Annotated in this window: 16 protein-coding genes; 14 read left to right on the top strand and 2 right to left on the bottom strand. The window is 61.5% G+C overall.

Annotation, left to right across the window (positions count from 1 at the left end; all coding sequences use genetic code 11):
- The first annotated feature begins 57 nt into the window (after positions 1–57).
- The 3 genes from D6Z43_RS02250 to D6Z43_RS02260 are packed head-to-tail and all read left to right on the top strand — an operon-like array spanning position 58 to position 2,684.
- The gene (locus D6Z43_RS02250; RefSeq protein WP_120650095.1) at positions 58–498 is read left to right on the top strand and encodes a thiol-disulfide oxidoreductase DCC family protein; all 441 of its coding nucleotides are present in this window, start codon (positions 58–60) and stop codon (positions 496–498) included.
- Positions 485–895: a DoxX-like family protein gene (locus D6Z43_RS02255; RefSeq protein WP_120650096.1), complete on the top strand. Its 411-nt coding sequence runs from the start codon at positions 485–487 to the stop codon at positions 893–895. Before D6Z43_RS02250 ends, D6Z43_RS02255 begins: the two co-directional genes overlap by 14 nt.
- A gap of 7 nt (positions 896–902) precedes the next feature.
- Complete coding sequence (locus D6Z43_RS02260; protein WP_120650097.1) at positions 903–2,684, top strand: ABC transporter transmembrane domain-containing protein; 1,782 nt, start codon at positions 903–905, stop codon at positions 2,682–2,684.
- A gap of 61 nt (positions 2,685–2,745) precedes the next feature.
- On the opposite strand, the gene rne is transcribed toward D6Z43_RS02260, so the two are convergent.
- Positions 2,746–5,841, bottom strand: coding sequence for a ribonuclease E (rne, locus tag D6Z43_RS02265; RefSeq protein WP_218569232.1), 3,096 nt, complete (start codon positions 5,839–5,841; stop codon positions 2,746–2,748).
- Between the two features lie 558 nt (positions 5,842–6,399).
- Between rne and rluC the strand changes: the two genes are divergently transcribed.
- The 3 genes from rluC to sppA are packed head-to-tail and all read left to right on the top strand — an operon-like array spanning position 6,400 to position 9,011.
- Complete coding sequence (rluC, locus tag D6Z43_RS02270; RefSeq protein ID WP_120650099.1) at positions 6,400–7,353, top strand: 23S rRNA pseudouridine(955/2504/2580) synthase RluC; 954 nt, start codon at positions 6,400–6,402, stop codon at positions 7,351–7,353.
- The gene (locus D6Z43_RS02275; RefSeq protein ID WP_120650100.1) at positions 7,346–8,038 is read left to right on the top strand and encodes an HAD-IA family hydrolase; all 693 of its coding nucleotides are present in this window, start codon (positions 7,346–7,348) and stop codon (positions 8,036–8,038) included. The genes rluC and D6Z43_RS02275 overlap by 8 nt, the downstream gene beginning before the upstream one ends.
- Positions 8,031–9,011, top strand: a complete 981-nt coding sequence (gene sppA, locus D6Z43_RS02280; RefSeq protein ID WP_120650101.1) for a signal peptide peptidase SppA — start codon at positions 8,031–8,033, stop codon at positions 9,009–9,011. The genes D6Z43_RS02275 and sppA overlap by 8 nt, the downstream gene beginning before the upstream one ends.
- A gap of 63 nt (positions 9,012–9,074) precedes the next feature.
- Here sppA and D6Z43_RS02285 read toward each other — a convergent pair whose 3' ends face one another.
- Positions 9,075–9,653 carry a nucleoside triphosphate pyrophosphatase gene (locus D6Z43_RS02285; protein WP_120650102.1) on the bottom strand — a complete coding sequence of 193 codons (579 nt, stop codon included), beginning with the start codon at positions 9,651–9,653 and terminating at the stop codon, positions 9,075–9,077.
- Between the two features lie 108 nt (positions 9,654–9,761).
- Here D6Z43_RS02285 and D6Z43_RS02290 point away from each other — a divergent pair, with 108 nt between their 5' ends.
- The 8 genes from D6Z43_RS02290 (at position 9,762) to pabC (ending at position 15,957) form a co-directional block, all read left to right on the top strand.
- Positions 9,762–10,289 (top strand): YceD family protein, encoded by a 528-nt coding sequence (locus tag D6Z43_RS02290; protein ID WP_120650103.1) that lies wholly within the window; start codon positions 9,762–9,764, stop codon positions 10,287–10,289.
- A gap of 13 nt (positions 10,290–10,302) precedes the next feature.
- Positions 10,303–10,485, top strand: coding sequence for a 50S ribosomal protein L32 (gene rpmF / locus D6Z43_RS02295; RefSeq protein ID WP_044870244.1), 183 nt, complete (start codon positions 10,303–10,305; stop codon positions 10,483–10,485).
- Positions 10,486–10,488: 3 nt separating this feature from the next.
- The gene (gene plsX / locus D6Z43_RS02300; protein WP_120650104.1) at positions 10,489–11,499 is read left to right on the top strand and encodes a phosphate acyltransferase PlsX; all 1,011 of its coding nucleotides are present in this window, start codon (positions 10,489–10,491) and stop codon (positions 11,497–11,499) included.
- 103 nt (positions 11,500–11,602) lie between these two features.
- Positions 11,603–12,541 carry an ACP S-malonyltransferase gene (fabD, locus tag D6Z43_RS02305; protein ID WP_120650105.1) on the top strand — a complete coding sequence of 313 codons (939 nt, stop codon included), beginning with the start codon at positions 11,603–11,605 and terminating at the stop codon, positions 12,539–12,541.
- 15 nt (positions 12,542–12,556) lie between these two features.
- Positions 12,557–13,300: a 3-oxoacyl-ACP reductase FabG gene (gene fabG, locus D6Z43_RS02310; protein WP_120650106.1), complete on the top strand. Its 744-nt coding sequence runs from the start codon at positions 12,557–12,559 to the stop codon at positions 13,298–13,300.
- Positions 13,301–13,491: 191 nt separating this feature from the next.
- Positions 13,492–13,728, top strand: coding sequence for an acyl carrier protein (gene acpP / locus D6Z43_RS02315; RefSeq protein WP_016493661.1), 237 nt, complete (start codon positions 13,492–13,494; stop codon positions 13,726–13,728).
- Between the two features lie 169 nt (positions 13,729–13,897).
- Positions 13,898–15,142 (top strand): beta-ketoacyl-ACP synthase II, encoded by a 1,245-nt coding sequence (gene fabF, locus D6Z43_RS02320; protein WP_120650107.1) that lies wholly within the window; start codon positions 13,898–13,900, stop codon positions 15,140–15,142.
- Positions 15,142–15,957 (top strand): aminodeoxychorismate lyase, encoded by an 816-nt coding sequence (pabC, locus tag D6Z43_RS02325; RefSeq protein WP_120650109.1) that lies wholly within the window; start codon positions 15,142–15,144, stop codon positions 15,955–15,957. Before fabF ends, pabC begins: the two co-directional genes overlap by 1 nt.

Consider the following 15,957-nt stretch of genomic DNA (forward strand, 5'->3'; position numbering starts at 1 on the left):
TTCCCGGGGGATCGGATACTATCGACGACACTTTCCCGTAGATGCAGGAGCATCGCGATGGATGCCGAGCAGTACCCGCCCTACGTTCGATCCGGTGAGCGCGTCGTGCTTTTCGACGGGGTCTGCAAGCTCTGCAATGGCTGGGCGAAGTTCCTGATTCGCTATGACCGCGCGCGCGTGTTCAAGCTCGCCTCGGTGCAATCTGCGGAAGGGCAGGCGATTCTCCGCTGGTTCGGCCTGCCTACTGACAGCTATGCAACCATGCTCTATGTCGAAGGCCGCGAGCTGTTCGTCCGCTCCGAGGCCATCGCAAGGATCATCCGCCAGTTGCCGGCGCCCTGGCCGCTGCTGGGGGTATTCCGCATCCTGCCCCTGGGCTTGCGGGACTGGTGTTATGACCGTATTGCCCTGAATCGCTACCGTCTTTTCGGCCGACACGACGTCTGCCTGCTACCGTCGCCCGACCACGAGGGGCGCTTCCTGAATGCCGATCGTTGATCTGCGGCGCTTTGCAATGCTGGCCCGTTGTGGGCTGGCGTTCCTGTTTCTCTACCACGGCCTGGTGCCGAAGCTGCTCTGGCTTAGCACTGACGAGAGATTGATGATCGCCGCTCATGGCCTGACCCACGTCGAGCGTGTGGCGACCCTGGCTGGGCTGGCCGAAATCATCCTTGCGCTGCTCCTGCTGGGTGTGCGCCAGTCGCGTTGGCCCCTCGTACTCGCGGCGTTCCTGCTGGCAGGGCTGTTGCTGGACGTAGCGTTGTTCACTCCAGGCCTGCTGATCCAGGCCTTCAACCCGCTTTCTACCAATCTGGTCGCGTTGTGCCTCTGCCTGGTGGGTTGGTGGGCGGAAGCGCCCGCACGCAGCGAACATTCCCTTGAACAACCCGACTGAGCCCCCGATGACATCCCTCCTTTCCGCTAGGCAGCGTAATGCGTTGCGCATGGCTGGGCGCTTCGTTGCGCCCTATCGCTGGCGGGTGATCGGCGCCTTGCTGGCGCTGCTGTTCACCGCCGGGATCACCCTGTCCATGGGGCAAGGCATTCGCCTCCTGGTCGACCAGGGACTGGCCACGCAGTCCGAGGCGTCGTTGCGACATTCGATCATGCTGTTCTTCGGCCTTGTGCTGGCTCTGGCACTGGGTACCTTCACTCGCTTCTACCTGGTTTCCTGGGTCGGTGAGCGTTTCGTCGCAGACATCCGCAAGCGCGTGTTCGACCATCTGATCCAGCTGCACCCCGGTTTCTACGAGAGCAATCGCGCGTCGGAAATCCAGTCACGGCTGACGGCGGACACCACCTTGTTGCAATCGGTGATCGGCTCCTCCCTGTCCATGGCATTACGCAACGGGATCATGCTGGTCGGGGGCATCGGCCTGTTGTTCGTCACCAACCCCAAGCTCACCGGCATCGTGCTGCTGGCGCTGCCGCTGGTGCTGGCGCCGATCCTCATCTTCGGTCGGCGCGTGCGGAAATTGTCGCGTCAGAGCCAGGACCGAATCGCCGACGTCGGCAGCTACGTGGGCGAGACCCTTGGACAGATCAAGACGGTGCAGGCGTACAACCACCAGGCTCAGGACCGCCAGCGATTCGCCGGCACCGTGGAAGGCGCCTTCGATACCGCGCGCCGCCGGATTACCCAGCGCGCCTGGCTGATCACCCTGGTGATCCTGCTGGTGCTGGGGGCCGTGGGTGTGATGCTCTGGGTGGGAGGCACGGATGTGATCGCCGGGCGCATCTCTCCCGGTGACTTGGCGGCTTTCGTGTTCTACAGCCTGATTGTGGGAGCCGCTTTCGGTGCCATCAGCGAGGTGATCGGTGAGCTGCAGAGTGCCGCGGGTGCAGCAGAACGTATCGCCGAACTGCTGCAGGCGCGCAATGCCATTCATGCACCGCTTGAGGGGCGGATGACGCTGCCAGAGCGGGTCAGTGGGCAAATCGAGCTGGAGGAGGTGCGCTTTGCCTATCCGGGGCGACCTGATGTGAACGCCCTGGACGGCGTCAGCCTGGCGGTTCGCCCTGGAGAAACCCTGGCTTTGGTGGGACCGTCCGGTGCAGGCAAGTCGACCGTGTTCGAGCTGCTGTTGCGCTTCTTCGATCCCCAGGCCGGCAGCATCCGTGTGGAGGGCGTCGAGTTGCGTGAGCTTGACCCTGCCGATTTGCGTCGCTGCTTCGCCCTGGTGTCCCAGGGTCCGGCCCTGTTCTACGGCAGTGTCGAAGACAACATCCGCTATGGTCGCCCCGAGGCCAGCGATGCCGAGGTCGAGGCCGCTGCCCGTGCCGCCCACGCGCACGAATTCATCGCCCGCCTGCCGCAGGGTTACCAGACCCATCTGGGGGAGGGCGGTATCGGTCTCTCAGGTGGACAGCGCCAGCGCCTGGCAATTGCCCGTGCGCTGCTGGTGGATGCCCCCATCCTGCTGTTGGACGAGGCCACCAGCGCCCTGGATGCGGAGAGCGAACACCTGATCCAGCAAGCGTTGCCGGCGCTGTTGAGCGGGCGGACCACCCTGGTGATCGCACACCGCCTGGCTACGGTACAGAATGCCGATCGCATCGCGGTGATGGAGCGGGGCAAGGTGGTGGCAATTGGTCGTCACGCGCAACTTGTGGCCGGTAGCCCGCTCTATGCACGGCTGGCTGAGCTGCAGTTTGGTATCCAGACGGAGAATGAGGTCGAGTAGCGGTACCGCGAGTCCAAAAAAAGGGATGCCAATGGCATCCCTTTTTTCATTCAGGAAAGCTTCAGACGACCGGTTTGGTCTCGTCCTTGGCTTCTTCCTTCTCTTCTTCGGTCTTGGTCTCGGCTTGCGCCGGAACTTCGGCCTCAGTCACTACCGCGACCTGCTCAGGTTGTTCGACCGGGGCCTCAACGGCTTGCTCGACGGTGTCTTCAACCTTCTGCTCGGCAGCGACCACTTCTTCTTCTACGCCAGCGACAGCGTGAACAACAGCGGAAACCGGTTCGGCAGCAGCAGTAGCTTCGACAACCTTGGCGGCAGCCTCTTCGGCTTCCTTGGCCAGGCGCTCGGCTTCGCGCTGACGACGGCGCACTTCGCGCGGATCGTTGGGCGCACGGCCAGTGCTGGCCGGAGCCGGGGCAGGTGCTTCAGTCTGCGCTGCAACTGCCGGAGCTTCTTCGATCACGGCTGGCGCTTCGACCACGGCTTCAGCAGGAGCTGCTTCGAACGTGGTCGCTTCGACGATGGCCGGAGCTTCTTCTACCACCGGGGCCTGCTCGACAACCGGAGCAGCTTCTTCGACCTGGGCGACCACGGCTTCTGTAGCTTCGGCTTCAACGGCCGGTGTTTCTACCTGTACCGGTGCATCGGTAGCGGCTTCGGCGGCCACTTCAGCGGAAACCAATTCAGCGGCAACTACACCGGTCGCGACGACGGCAGCAGCCTGGACGACTTCACCGTCATCCTGACCTTCCACCAGCTCTTCGCCGTTGGCTTCACGCTGACGCTCGCGGCGGTTGCTGCGGCGGCGCTGGCCACGGGAGCGGCGACGAGGACGCTCGTCATCGGAGCCTTCCTGATCGTCGTCCTGCAGCAGCTCCTCGTTGTTCAGCAGTTCCTCGTCGACCGCTTCGGTCTGGGCCAGTTCAGCGCGCGGCTGGCGCTCTTCGCGAGGTTGGCGTTCTTCACGCGGTTGGCGCTCTTCACGGGCGGGACGCTCGGCGCGTTCGCCACGCTCGCGGCGACCTTCCTGGCCTTCACGCGGTTCACGCGGCTCACGGGCTTCGCGCGGCTGACGCTCCTCGCGGGGCTCACGAGGCTGGCGCTCTTCGCGAGGCTGGCGCTCTTCACGCGGTTGACGCTCTTCGCGGGGCTCACGGGCCTGACGCTCTTCGCGAGGCTGACGCTCCTCGCGCGGTTGGCGTTCTTCACGCGGCTGGCGCTCTTCGCGGGCAGGGCGCTCGCGGCGGGTTTCCTGGCCTTCACGAGCTTCGCGGGGCTGGCGTTCTTCGCGTGGCTTGCGGTCTTCCTCGCGGCGGCTTTCACGACCCTCACGACCTTCGCGGCCCTCACGGCCATCGCGGCGACGGTTCTGCTGACGGCCGTTGCGACGCTCTTCACTGCGCGGCTGGCGTTCGGTGGTCGGCTTCTCGGCTTCGACCTTGGGCTCTTCCTTGCCAGCGAACAGGCCTACCAGGGACTTCACCAGACCCTTGAACAGGCTGGGCTCCGGAGTGGGTGCCGGCTGGGCTTGCGGAGCGGCTGCAATCGGTGCCGGTACGGGGCGCTCGGGGGAAACGGTCTTCACCGCTGCTTCCTGGCGAACCAGGGTGCGGGTGGAGCTGACCGGTTGGGCTTCTTCCACCTCAGCCGGGGTCATTTCGTAGCTGGACTGGTTGTTCAGCACTTCCGGACTGTCGTCGCGCAGGCGCTGGACTTCGAAGTGTGGGGTTTCCAGGTGGTCGTTCGGCAGGATGACGATGCGTGAACGGCTGCGCAGCTCGATCTTGGTGATGCTGTTGCGCTTCTCGTTGAGCAGGAAGGCGGCAACCGGAATCGGCACTTGGGCGCGGACCTCGGCAGTACGGTCCTTGAGAGCCTCTTCCTCGATCAGACGCAGGATGGCCAACGACAGGGATTCGACGTCACGGATGATGCCTTGGCCGTCGCAACGGGGGCAGACGATGCCGCTGGTCTCGCCCAGGGACGGACGCAGACGTTGACGGGACATTTCCAGCAGGCCGAAGCGCGAGATGCGACCGATCTGCACGCGTGCGCGGTCGGCTTCCAGGGCCTCGCGGACCTTCTCTTCCACGGCGCGCTGGTTCTTGGCCGGCGTCATGTCGATGAAGTCGATGACGATCAGACCGCCGATGTCACGCAGGCGCAACTGACGGGCGATTTCCTCGGCCGCTTCCAGGTTGGTCTGCAGGGCGGTTTCTTCGATGTCGCCACCCTTGGTGGCACGGGCCGAGTTGATGTCGATGGACACCAGGGCCTCGGTCGGATCGATGACGATGGAGCCGCCAGACGGCAGCTTCACTTCGCGCTGGAAGGCGGTTTCGATCTGGCTTTCGATCTGGAAACGATTGAACAGCGGAACGCTGTCCTGATAGAGCTTGATCTTGCTCTGGTACTGCGGCATCACCTGGCGGATGAAGCTGAGGGCTTCCTCGTGTGCTTCGACGCTGTCGACCAGCACTTCGCCGATGTCCTGGCGCAGGTAGTCGCGGATAGCGCGGATGATGACGTTGCTTTCCTGATAGATCAGGAAGGGGGCGCCACGCTCGCCAGAAGCTTCCTTGATGGCGCTCCAGAGTTGCAGCAGATAATCCAGGTCCCACTGCAGCTCTTCGCTGGAGCGGCCCAGACCCGCGGTGCGAACGATCAGGCCCATGTCGGCTGGAGCGTTGAGGCCGTTCAGCGCTTCACGCAGTTCATTGCGCTCTTCGCCTTCGATGCGGCGGGAGATGCCACCGGCGCGGGGGTTGTTCGGCATCAGCACCAGGTAACGCCCAGCAAGGCTGATGAAGGTGGTCAGGGCTGCGCCCTTGTTGCCGCGCTCTTCTTTCTCGACCTGGACGATGACTTCCTGGCCTTCGCTGAGCACTTCCTTGATGTTGATGCGGCCTTCGGGGGACTTCTTGAAGTACTCGCGGGAAATTTCTTTCAGGGGCAGGAAGCCGTGGCGCTCGGCGCCGAAGTCGACGAAAGCGGCTTCAAGGCTGGGCTCGATACGAGTGATTCGGCCTTTGTAGATGTTGGCCTTCTTCTGCTCGCGGGCACCCGATTCAATGTCCAGGTCGTACAGGCGTTGGCCGTCGACCAGAGCAACACGCAACTCTTCGGGCTGAGTCGCGTTAATCAGCATTCTTTTCATGTGGTACCAATGGGTTTCCGGGCTACCGGAAACGGCGATTGGCGCACACGACTCTCGCGGTCGGTGTCAGGTGCGTGTCAGGAGCGGCGGGCCACTCCAGTGTCCAGCGAACTCCAGTCAATGGGACCGGAATCGCGACTACGTCTCCTGCTTGCTGTGTCGTGACAGAAGCACTTGTTCAGGAGGAGGAATCAACGGTCGGAAGCGGACGAAATGAAGCGTCTTGAAACTACGCAGTCCGACGGTTATGCATCTCCACCCTACACTTATCCCTTGAAAATCGGGTGCCGCTCGCTGAATCCGTAGCGGGTTGCATTTACCGTGATCTCCCATAGGAAAGGGGTGATCACGCGTCATGGCTCAAGGCTTGATTTCTGAAAATTCGCAGTCATTGCAGCGAATTTTCTGTCGGACGGCCTTACGTCCTGAAAAGGTTGCAACGGTTAGGGTGGCAGTTTTGGCGAACACCCTGAAACCAGGCCGCTTTTGGCGGCGTTCGCGACTATAGCAGTAATCATTAAGTGCTTCAAATCCATAAAAAATTGTTATGATGCGCAAATGAACACTCCTGCCTCTCCAACCTCCGGCGTCCAGCTGCTTGAGGTTGCGCCGGAATATGCCGGCCAACGCATTGACAATTTCCTACGCACTCAGTTGAAGGGTGCGCCCAAGACGTTGATTTATCGCATCCTTCGCAAGGGCGAAGTCCGCGTGAACAAGGGACGGATCAAGCCGGAGTACAAGCTCCAGGCGGGCGACATCGTCCGCGTTCCGCCTTTGCGTCTGTCCGAGCCGGATGAGCCGGCCCCAGTGGCCCAAAGTCTGCTGGAGCGGCTGGAGAGTGCGATCGTCTACGAAGACAAGGCGCTGATCGTGCTGAACAAGCCGGCTGGCATTGCAGTGCATGGAGGAAGTGGTCTCAGCTTCGGCGTGATCGAAGCCTTCCGTCAGTTGCGCCCAGAAACCAAGGATCTGGAGCTGGTGCATCGCCTTGATCGCGATACCTCCGGACTTCTGATGATCGCCAAGAAGCGCAGCATGCTACGCCACCTTCACGAGGCATTGCGTGGCGACGGTGTCGATAAGCGTTACCTGGCGCTGGTACGCGGAAGCTGGCCAACCTCGAAGAAGAAGGTCAGTGCGCCGTTGCTGAAGAATAATCTGCGTTCCGGCGAGCGCATGGTCGAGGTGAATCCGGAGGGCAAGGACGCGCTTACCGAGTTTCGCGTCGTGCGCCGTTTCGGGGAGTTCGCCACTCTGGTGGAAGCCAGTCCGATTACCGGGCGTACTCACCAGATTCGAGTGCACGCCAAGCACGCTGGCCATTCCATCGCCGGTGATCCGAAGTACGGCGATGAGGATTTCACGCGTGAAATTCGCGAACTGGGCGGCAAGCGCCTGTTCCTGCACGCGCACTCCCTGGCTATAAGCCTCCCTGATGGGGGCGAGCTTAAGCTGGAGGCTCCGGTCGATGAGATGTGGCAGAAAACCCTGGAGCGTCTAGGTGTCTGATTACCAGTTGCTGATCTTCGACTGGGACGGCACGTTGGTTGATTCCATCGCCCGCATTGTCGAATCCATGCGCGTGGCGGCAGACGTTTCCGGGCTGTCGTGGCGAGATGATGTCGCTATCAAGGGCATCATCGGTCTCGGTTTGCCGGAAGCGATCGCTACGCTCTATCCGGAGCTTGATGATCCACGGTGCATAGATGCATTCCGGCAGCGTTATAGCGAACACTACAGCGTGCTGGAGTGCCAGCCTTCACCTCTGTTCGATGGGGTGGCGGAGGCGCTGGAGGTGTTCCGTGAGCAGGGCTATCGTCTGGCGGTGGCTACCGGTAAGAGTCGTCGTGGCTTGGAGCATGTGCTGGCCGGGCGTGGCTGGTTGGATTACTTCGATATCACCCGCTGCGCTGACGAAACTGCGAGCAAGCCTGATCCGCGCATGTTGCATGAAATCCTTGCGCATTGTGGGGTGGCTGCTGGGCAGGCGGTGATGGTGGGGGATTCTCCCTTCGATCTGCGTATGGCTCATCGGGCCGGGATGGATTCCGTGGCGGTGGGTTACGGTGCCCAGCCGCTTGTTGAGTTGCTCAAGGAATCGCCCACGCTGGCGATCGAGCGTTTTGAAGAGCTGCGTCACTGGCTGGAAGGTGACCTGAGCCGGCAATTCCGAGAGGTGGAGCTTTATGTCTGACGAATGGAAAGAACCCGCTGCCGACAAGGCTGAACAGAAGAGCTGGCAGTTGCTGGAGAAGGCTGTACTGGCGGGTATCCAGGAGCAGCGTCGTGCCCGGCGTTGGGGTATTTTCTTCAAGTCGCTGACCTTTGTTTATCTGTTTATTGCCCTTGCGCTGTTCTCGCCGGCATTCGATCTGCAGAAGAGCGCTGCGCGCGGCCAGGAGCACACGGCGCTGGTAGAGGTCCGTGGAATGATCGCTGATGAAGAGGTGGCGAGCGCTGACAATATCGTGACCGCGCTGCGTGCGGCTTTCGAAGACCCGAAGACCAAGGGGGTCGTGCTGCGGATCAACAGTCCGGGTGGCAGTCCGGTGCAATCCGGTTACGTCTATGACGAGATTCGTCGGCTGCGTGCGGAACACAAGGGCATCAAGGTGTATGCCGTGATCACCGACCTTGGTGCGTCCGGTGCCTACTACATCGCCAGTGCGGCGGACGAAATCTATGCCGACAAGGCTAGCCTGGTTGGCTCCATCGGCGTCACTGCGGCGAGCTTTGGCTTTGTCGACGCCATGGGCAAGCTGGGTGTTGAGCGTCGCGTCTATACGTCCGGCGAGCACAAGGCGTTCCTGGATCCGTTCCAGCCACAGAAACCTGAGGAAACCCAGTTTTGGCAGGGCGTGCTGGATACCACTCACCAGCAGTTCATCGAAAGCGTGAAGAAGGGGCGTGGTGATCGGCTGAAGGTCGATGGCAATCCCGAGCTCTTCAGTGGATTGGTTTGGTCGGGTGAGCAGGCGCTGGCGCTTGGGCTGGTGGATAAGCTCGGCAATACCAGTTTCGTGGCGCGCGAGGTGATTGGGGCGAAGGAGGTTGTTGACTACACCGTGCAGGAGTCGCCTTTCGATCGCTTCTCGAAAAAGTTCGGTGCTAGTGTCGCCGAGCGACTGGCACTTTGGATGGGGTTCCAGGGGCCGAGCTTGCGTTGAAGCTTATAGCGCCCCAAAGGAAAGCCCGGCCAGAAGCCGGGCTTTCTTCCTTCTATATGGGAGTCAGGGAATCTGTACGCCTTCGGCGAGCAGCATGTCCACGAGTCGAATCAGAGGCAGTCCGACGAGGCTGGTGGCGTCCGGGCCTTCAGTCGCACGGAACAGGCTGACGCCAAGTCCTTCTGCCTTGAAGCTGCCGGCGCAGTCATAGGGTTGTTCGGCTTCCAGGTAGCGGCCGATGCGTGCAGCGTCCAGCTCGCGGAAATGCACGGTGAAGGGCACGCAGTCCACGTGGAAGTGGCCGGTAGCGCTGTTCATCAGGGCCAGGCCGGTCAGGAAGCTGACGCTGGTGCCGCTGGCTGCCAGCAGTTGGTCGCGAGCGCGTTCAAAATTGTGAGGCTTGCCGAGTATCTGGTCGCCTAGCACTGCGACCTGGTCGGAGCCGATGATCAGATGGTTGGGGTTCTGGCTGGCAAGAGCCTTGGTCTTTTCAAGTGCCAGTCGGCGTACGAGCTGTTCGGCGGATTCGTCGGTCTTGCGGCTTTCGTCGATGGCGGGTGCGCCCCAGGTAAAAGGCAGGCGCAGGCGTTCGAGTAGTTCGCGTCTATAAGGTGAGCTGGATGCAAGCACCAGGGGCAGCATGGCGATCTCCGGTCGTAGAGGCGGGAAATTCTATAGAGGCCCGTCGCACGTGGACAATGCGGAATTTCTTTTGACAGGGCAGGGGCTCGTCCCTAGAATGTCGCGCCTATGTTGAATGGGCCGATTCCACCTCATGTAGATCCGCGAAAGCTTGCGGACCGCGAAGTCACTCTTGAGGGTGACATTGCGCTCGCCAGTCTGGAGCGACTCTGCGATCCCCTAGCGGACAACGCGGGCAGCATCCATGCGAGCCTCGCGTTCGCTCGTGAAGAGCGTCGCGCTGTCGTTATCCATAGCCGGATTGACGTCGAGGTCAAGATGGTTTGCCAGCGTTGTCTAGAGCTGGTCACCCTGAACATCCATAGCGAGTGTGATTACGCCGTGGTGAGGGAGGGGGCGGACAGTCAGTCGCTGCCGAAGGGCTATGACGTGCTGGAAGTGGGTGAGGATCCATTGGATCTGATGACTCTGGTCGAGGATGAGCTGTTGCTCGCCCTGCCCATAGTTCCGGCCCATGACCCTGAAGATTGCCAGCAGCCGGCGGGCGCCAACGAGCCCGAGCCGAGCAAGGACGAGGTTCCGCGGTCCAACCCGTTCAGCGTACTGGCGCAGTTAAAGCGTGACCCAAACGTTTAGGAGTTAATTGATTATGGCTGTTCAGCAGAACAAAAAATCCCGCTCGGCACGCGACATGCGTCGTTCCCACGACGCCCTCGAAGCCAACGCCCTGTCCGTAGAGAAGAGCACTGGTGAAGTTCACCTGCGCCACCACGTTTCCCCGGACGGTTTCTACCGTGGTCGCAAAGTGATCGACAAGGGCGCTGCCGAGTAATCCTTGGCCGCCTCGATCATCGCGATTGATGCAATGGGCGGGGACTACGGTCCCCGCTGCATTGTTCCAGCCAGCGTCGCCTGTCTGGCTGAATTCCCCTCGCTTCACTTGGTTCTCGTCGGCCAAGCCCCCCTTCTACAAGAGCTCGTTGCCCGCATTCCTGCGGCCGATCGCCTGCGCCTGCAAATCGAGCATGCCAGTGAAGTGATCGCCATGGATGAGCGCCCTGCACAAGCCTTGCGCGGCAAGCCTGACTCTTCGATGCGTGTGGCCCTCGATCTTGTGCGCAATGGTCGGGCTCAGGCCTGCGTCAGTGCAGGCAATACCGGTGCTCTGATGGCGTTGTCGCGCTACGTGCTGAAGACTTTGCCTGGAATCGATCGGCCGGCCATGGTTAGCGCCATTCCTACGGCGCGGGGCCACTGCCATCTGCTCGACCTGGGTGCCAATGTCGACTGCAGCGCCGAGCATCTCTATCAATTCGCCGTGATGGGTGCGGTTGCAGCTGAGGCCCTCGGTACTCCTCGTCCGCGTGTCGCGCTACTGAATGTCGGCACCGAGGACATCAAGGGCAACCAGCAAGTGAAGCTGGCGGCGAACCTGCTGCAGCAAGCCGAAGGCCTCAACTACATCGGATACATCGAGGGCGATGGTCTCTATCGTGGTGAAGCTGACGTGGTGGTTTGTGACGGCTTCGTCGGCAACATTCTGCTCAAGTCCAGCGAGGGTTTGGCCTCGATGATTTCCACTCGGATGGAAGCATTGTTCAGCGAGAGCCTCGGTTCGCGCATGGTGGGCGCGCTGGCCCTGCCATTGCTGCGTCGCCTTCGTACCGATCTGACCCCTGCGCGCCATAATGGAGCAAGCTTCCTGGGGCTGCAGGGTATCGTTATCAAGAGTCACGGTTCGGCTGGCTCGGAAGGCTTTCAGAGCGCCATTCGTCGCGCGATGATCGAGGTCCGCGAGAATCTGCCGCAGCGCCTCCACGGCCGACTGGAACATCTGTTGCTGTAGGATGTGACCGCTACCGGCAGCCTGTCATCCAAATGTCAGTTTCGTGCGCTTGGCTATGCCAGGCGTCAATCTCCCTATACCGCCAGATAAGGGACCTCAATCAATGTCCGCATCCCTCGCTTTCGTATTTCCCGGTCAGGGCTCCCAGTCTCTGGGCATGCTGGCCGAGCAGGGGGGCCAGCAGAAGCTGGTCCTGGATACCTTCGCCGAAGCCTCCGAGGCGCTCGGTTATGACCTCTGGGCGTTGACCCAGCAAGGTCCGGAAGAGCAGCTCAATCAGACCGACAAGACTCAGCCGGCCATTCTCACTGCGTCCATCGCCCTATGGCGTCTGTGGCTGTCTGAGGGTGGTGCGCGCCCAGCGTACGTCGCCGGCCACAGCCTCGGTGAATACTCCGCGCTCGTGGCTGCCGGCAGCCTGGGCTTCGCCGATGCGGTGAAACTTGTGGAGCGTCGTGGTCAGCTGATGCAGCAGGCCGTTCCGGCAGGGCAGGGCGGCATGGCCGCCATCCTGGGTCTGGAAGATGCCGACGTGCTGGCCGCATGTGTGGAAGCTGCCCAGGGCGAAGTGGTCAGTGCAGTGAACTTCAATGCGCCCGGCCAGGTGGTGATCGCCGGTGCCGCTGCCGCTGTCGAGCGCGCCATCGAGGCCTGCAAGGCTCGTGGAGCCAAGCGCGCCATGGCTCTGCCGGTTAGCGTGCCTTCTCATTGCGCACTGATGAAGCCGGCTGCCGAGCGCTTTGCCGAGTCCGTCGACGCGCTGGCCTGGCAGGCTCCGCAAATTCCGCTGGTGCAGAACGTCAGTGCCGCCGTGGTGGCTGATCTCGGCGAACTCAAGCGTGACCTGTTGGCCCAGCTCTACAGCCCGGTTCGTTGGGTCGAGTCGATGGTCAGCCTGTCCGAGCGCGGCGTTACCGATCTGATCGAATGCGGTCCGGGCAAAGTGCTGTCAGGCCTGAACAAGCGCTGTGTGAAGGGTGTCAACACCCACAATCTGGATACCCCTGATGCTTTCGCAGCCGCCCGTGCTGCGCTGGCCTGAACAAGGAGAAGACCTATGAGTCTGCAAGGTAAGGTGGCATTGGTCACCGGTGCGAGCCGCGGCATTGGCCAGGCTATCGCCCTCGAACTGGGCCGTCAGGGCGCCGTGGTGATCGGCACTGCGACTTCCTCTTCCGGTGCCGAGCGTATCGCCGAATTCCTCAAGGACAACGGAATCGAAGGTGCCGGTCTGGTTCTGGACGTCAGCAATGATGAGTCGGTCGCCAGTACCCTGGAGCACATCCAGCAGCACCTGGGGCAGCCGCTGATCCTGGTGAACAACGCCGGCATCACCCGTGACAACCTGATGCTGCGTATGAAAGACGACGAGTGGTTCGACGTCATCAACACCAACCTCAACAGCCTGTATCGCCTGTCCAAGGCCGTCCTGCGTGGCATGACCAAGGCTCGCTGGGGGCGCATCATCAACATTGGCTCGGTGGTAGGCGCCATGGGCAATGCCGGCCAGACCAACTACGCAGCCGCCAAGGCTGGCCTGGAAGGTTTCAGTCGCGCCCTGGCGCGTGAAGTCGGTTCCCGTGCGATCACCGTCAATGCGGTAGCTCCTGGTTTCATCGACACGGACATGACCCGTGAGTTGCCGGAAGCCCAGCGCGATGCGCTGCTGACCCAGATCCCGTTGGGTCGCCTGGGCCAGGCCGAAGAGATCGCCAAGGTGGTGGGATTCCTCGCTTCCGACGGCGCTGCCTATGTCACCGGTGCTACCGTTCCGGTCAATGGCGGTATGTACATGAGCTGAATGTGACGAATCCCTTCAGGAAGATGTCATATGGGCTGTCTAGAATTCGCTATATAAGTGCAGTCGGGTTATAGACATTTCGTTGCGGCGATCCTGAAGGGGTTCAGGCGTTCTGCTTGAAATGCGGAAAACCCTTTCTATACACTGCAGCCCCAGCTGCACGGATTTTTCCATAGGAGTGAAAACAAGGTATGAGCACCATCGAAGAACGCGTCAAGAAAATCGTCGCCGAGCAACTGGGCGTCAAAGAAGACGAAGTCACCAACAGCGCTTCCTTCGTTGAAGACCTGGGCGCCGATTCCCTTGACACCGTTGAGCTGGTGATGGCTCTGGAAGAGGAATTCGAGACCGAGATCCCGGACGAGCAAGCCGAGAAGATCACCACCGTTCAGGAAGCCATCGACTACATCAACGCCCACGCGCAGTAATGTAGTCGTCGGTTCCCCGACGCGGAAAAGCCGCACGACCCGATTGGGCGTGCGGCTTTTCTTTAAGCCGATTGTTGAAAATCTGCGGTTTGCGCGTTGCTTGCCGGGCTTTTCAACAGTCTGTTTATCCGAATCAACCGCCGTGTAGAGATTGAAGAAGGAGATCGCTGTGTCGCGTAGACGCGTCGTGGTCACTGGCCTTGGCATGCTGTCGCCGCTGGGTACCGATGTATCGAGCACCTGGCAGGGAATTCTGGCTGGCCGCAGTGGCATTGGCCTTATCGAACATATGGATCTGTCCGCCTATTCCACTCGCTTCGGTGGTTCGGTCAAGGGGTTCAATGTCGAGGAGTACCTGTCGGCCAAAGAGGCGCGCAAGCTCGACCTGTTCATCCAGTACGGTCTTGCCGCGAGCTTCCAGGCCGTGCGTGACTCCGGTCTCGAAGTTACCGATGCCAATCGTGAGCGTATTGGCGTGGCCATGGGCTCCGGGATTGGCGGCCTGACGAACATCGAGAACAACTGCAAATCCCTGCATGAGCAAGGACCGCGCCGTATCTCGCCGTTCTTCGTGCCGGGTTCGATCATCAACATGGTGTCCGGTTTCCTGTCGATCCACCTGGGTATCCAGGGGCCGAACTACGCCATTGCCACCGCCTGTACGACTGGCACCCACTGCATCGGCATGGCCGCACGTAACATCGCCTATGGCGAGGCGGACGTGATGGTCGCAGGTGGTTCTGAAATGGCTGCCTGTGGCCTGGGTCTGGGTGGTTTCGGCGCAGCTCGCGCGCTGTCGACTCGCAACGACGACCCGACCCGTGCCAGCCGTCCCTGGGACAAAGGGCGCGACGGTTTCGTGCTTTCCGACGGCGCCGGTGCGCTAGTGCTTGAAGAGTTGGAGCATGCGAAGGCCCGTGGCGCGACTATCTACGCCGAGCTGATCGGCTTCGGGATGAGTGGCGACGCTTATCACATGACTTCGCCGCCGGAAGATGGCGCCGGTGCTGCACGTTGCATGAGCAACGCCCTGCGCGATGCTGGCTTGAATGCCGATCAGGTGCAGTACGTGAACGCCCACGGTACCTCGACTCCGGCCGGTGACGTGGCCGAAGCCATGGCGCTCAAGTCGGTGTTCGGTGAGCATGCCTACAAGCTGGCAGTCAGTTCCACCAAGTCCATGACTGGCCATTTGCTGGGTGCGGCCGGTGCCGTGGAAGCGATCTTCAGTATCCTCGCTTTGCGCGATCAGGTGGCGCCGCCGACTATCAACCTGGACGAGCCGGACGAAGGTTGCGACCTCGACTTCGTGCCACACGAAGCGCGGTCCATGCCCATCGATGTCGTTCTCTCCAACTCCTTCGGCTTTGGTGGCACCAACGGTTCCCTGGTGTTCCGCCGGTTCGCGGGCTGATGCCGAATTGGGTTGACGGCCACCCAGCCGAATCGCTGTCCATCAAGGATCGCGGTCTGGCCTACGGCGATGGGCTTTTCGAGACCATCGCCGTGCGTGGCGGTCGCCCTCCGCTTCTCGAGTACCACATGGCGCGGCTCGCTGACGGCTGCCGACGCCTGCGTATTCCTCTTGACCTGCAGTTGATGCGCACGGAGTTGATGACCTTCTCGGCCGGGTTGGGCGAAGGCGTCGCCAAACTGATAGTCACTCGTGGCGAGGGTTTGCGTGGCTATGCTCCGCCGCCTGTAGCCTTGCCCCGGCGGATTCTGCAGAGTGCTGCCTTTCCGGCTTACCCTGCGGGCAATGCGGAGCAGGGGGTCCGGCTCTTTCCCTGCGCCACTCGTCTTGCCGAGCAGCCTCTGCTGGCTGGCCTCAAGCACCTCAACCGGCTGGAGCAGGTCTTGGCCCGTGCCGAGTGGCAGGATGCTCAGCACGCCGAAGGCTTGATGCGCGACCTGTCTGGTCGTGTGATCGAAGGTGTGTTCAGTAACCTTTTCATGGTGCGTAAAGGCGCGCTCGTCACCGCTGATCTCTCTCGTTGTGGGGTCGCGGGTGTCATGCGAGCTGCACTACTGGACAGCGCCAAGGCCGAAGGCCTCCAGGCCGAAGTGCGGGATGTTGACTACGACGAGTTTCTCCAAGCGGATGAGGTTTTCCTCTGCAACAGCCTTTTCGGTATCTGGCCGGTGCGTTCTGTAACAGCGCATCACTGGCCGGTCGGGCCGCTGACCCGTAAACTTCAGGCCATCGCCCGCGATCTACTGGATATCTGA

Source organism: Pseudomonas sp. DY-1 (genome assembly GCF_003626975.1).
Taxonomy (GTDB): Bacteria; Pseudomonadota; Gammaproteobacteria; order Pseudomonadales; family Pseudomonadaceae; genus Metapseudomonas.

Excerpts from the sequence above, each read along its gene's own strand:
- D6Z43_RS02250 (WP_120650095.1), top strand. The coding sequence starts at position 58 with ATGGATGCCGAGCAGTACCCGCCCTACGTTCGATCCGGTGAGCGCGTC.
- D6Z43_RS02255 (WP_120650096.1), top strand. The coding sequence starts at position 485 with ATGCCGATCGTTGATCTGCGGCGCTTTGCAATGCTGGCCCGTTGTGGG.
- D6Z43_RS02260 (WP_120650097.1), top strand. The coding sequence starts at position 903 with ATGACATCCCTCCTTTCCGCTAGGCAGCGTAATGCGTTGCGCATGGCT.
- rne (WP_218569232.1), bottom strand. The coding sequence starts at position 5,841 with ATGAAAAGAATGCTGATTAACGCGACTCAGCCCGAAGAGTTGCGTGTT.
- rluC (WP_120650099.1), top strand. The coding sequence starts at position 6,400 with ATGAACACTCCTGCCTCTCCAACCTCCGGCGTCCAGCTGCTTGAGGTT.
- sppA (WP_120650101.1), top strand. The coding sequence starts at position 8,031 with ATGTCTGACGAATGGAAAGAACCCGCTGCCGACAAGGCTGAACAGAAG.
- D6Z43_RS02285 (WP_120650102.1), bottom strand. The coding sequence starts at position 9,653 with ATGCTGCCCCTGGTGCTTGCATCCAGCTCACCTTATAGACGCGAACTA.
- D6Z43_RS02290 (WP_120650103.1), top strand. The coding sequence starts at position 9,762 with ATGTTGAATGGGCCGATTCCACCTCATGTAGATCCGCGAAAGCTTGCG.
- rpmF (WP_044870244.1), top strand. The coding sequence starts at position 10,303 with ATGGCTGTTCAGCAGAACAAAAAATCCCGCTCGGCACGCGACATGCGT.
- fabD (WP_120650105.1), top strand. The coding sequence starts at position 11,603 with ATGTCCGCATCCCTCGCTTTCGTATTTCCCGGTCAGGGCTCCCAGTCT.
- fabG (WP_120650106.1), top strand. The coding sequence starts at position 12,557 with ATGAGTCTGCAAGGTAAGGTGGCATTGGTCACCGGTGCGAGCCGCGGC.
- acpP (WP_016493661.1), top strand. The coding sequence starts at position 13,492 with ATGAGCACCATCGAAGAACGCGTCAAGAAAATCGTCGCCGAGCAACTG.
- pabC (WP_120650109.1), top strand. The coding sequence starts at position 15,142 with ATGCCGAATTGGGTTGACGGCCACCCAGCCGAATCGCTGTCCATCAAG.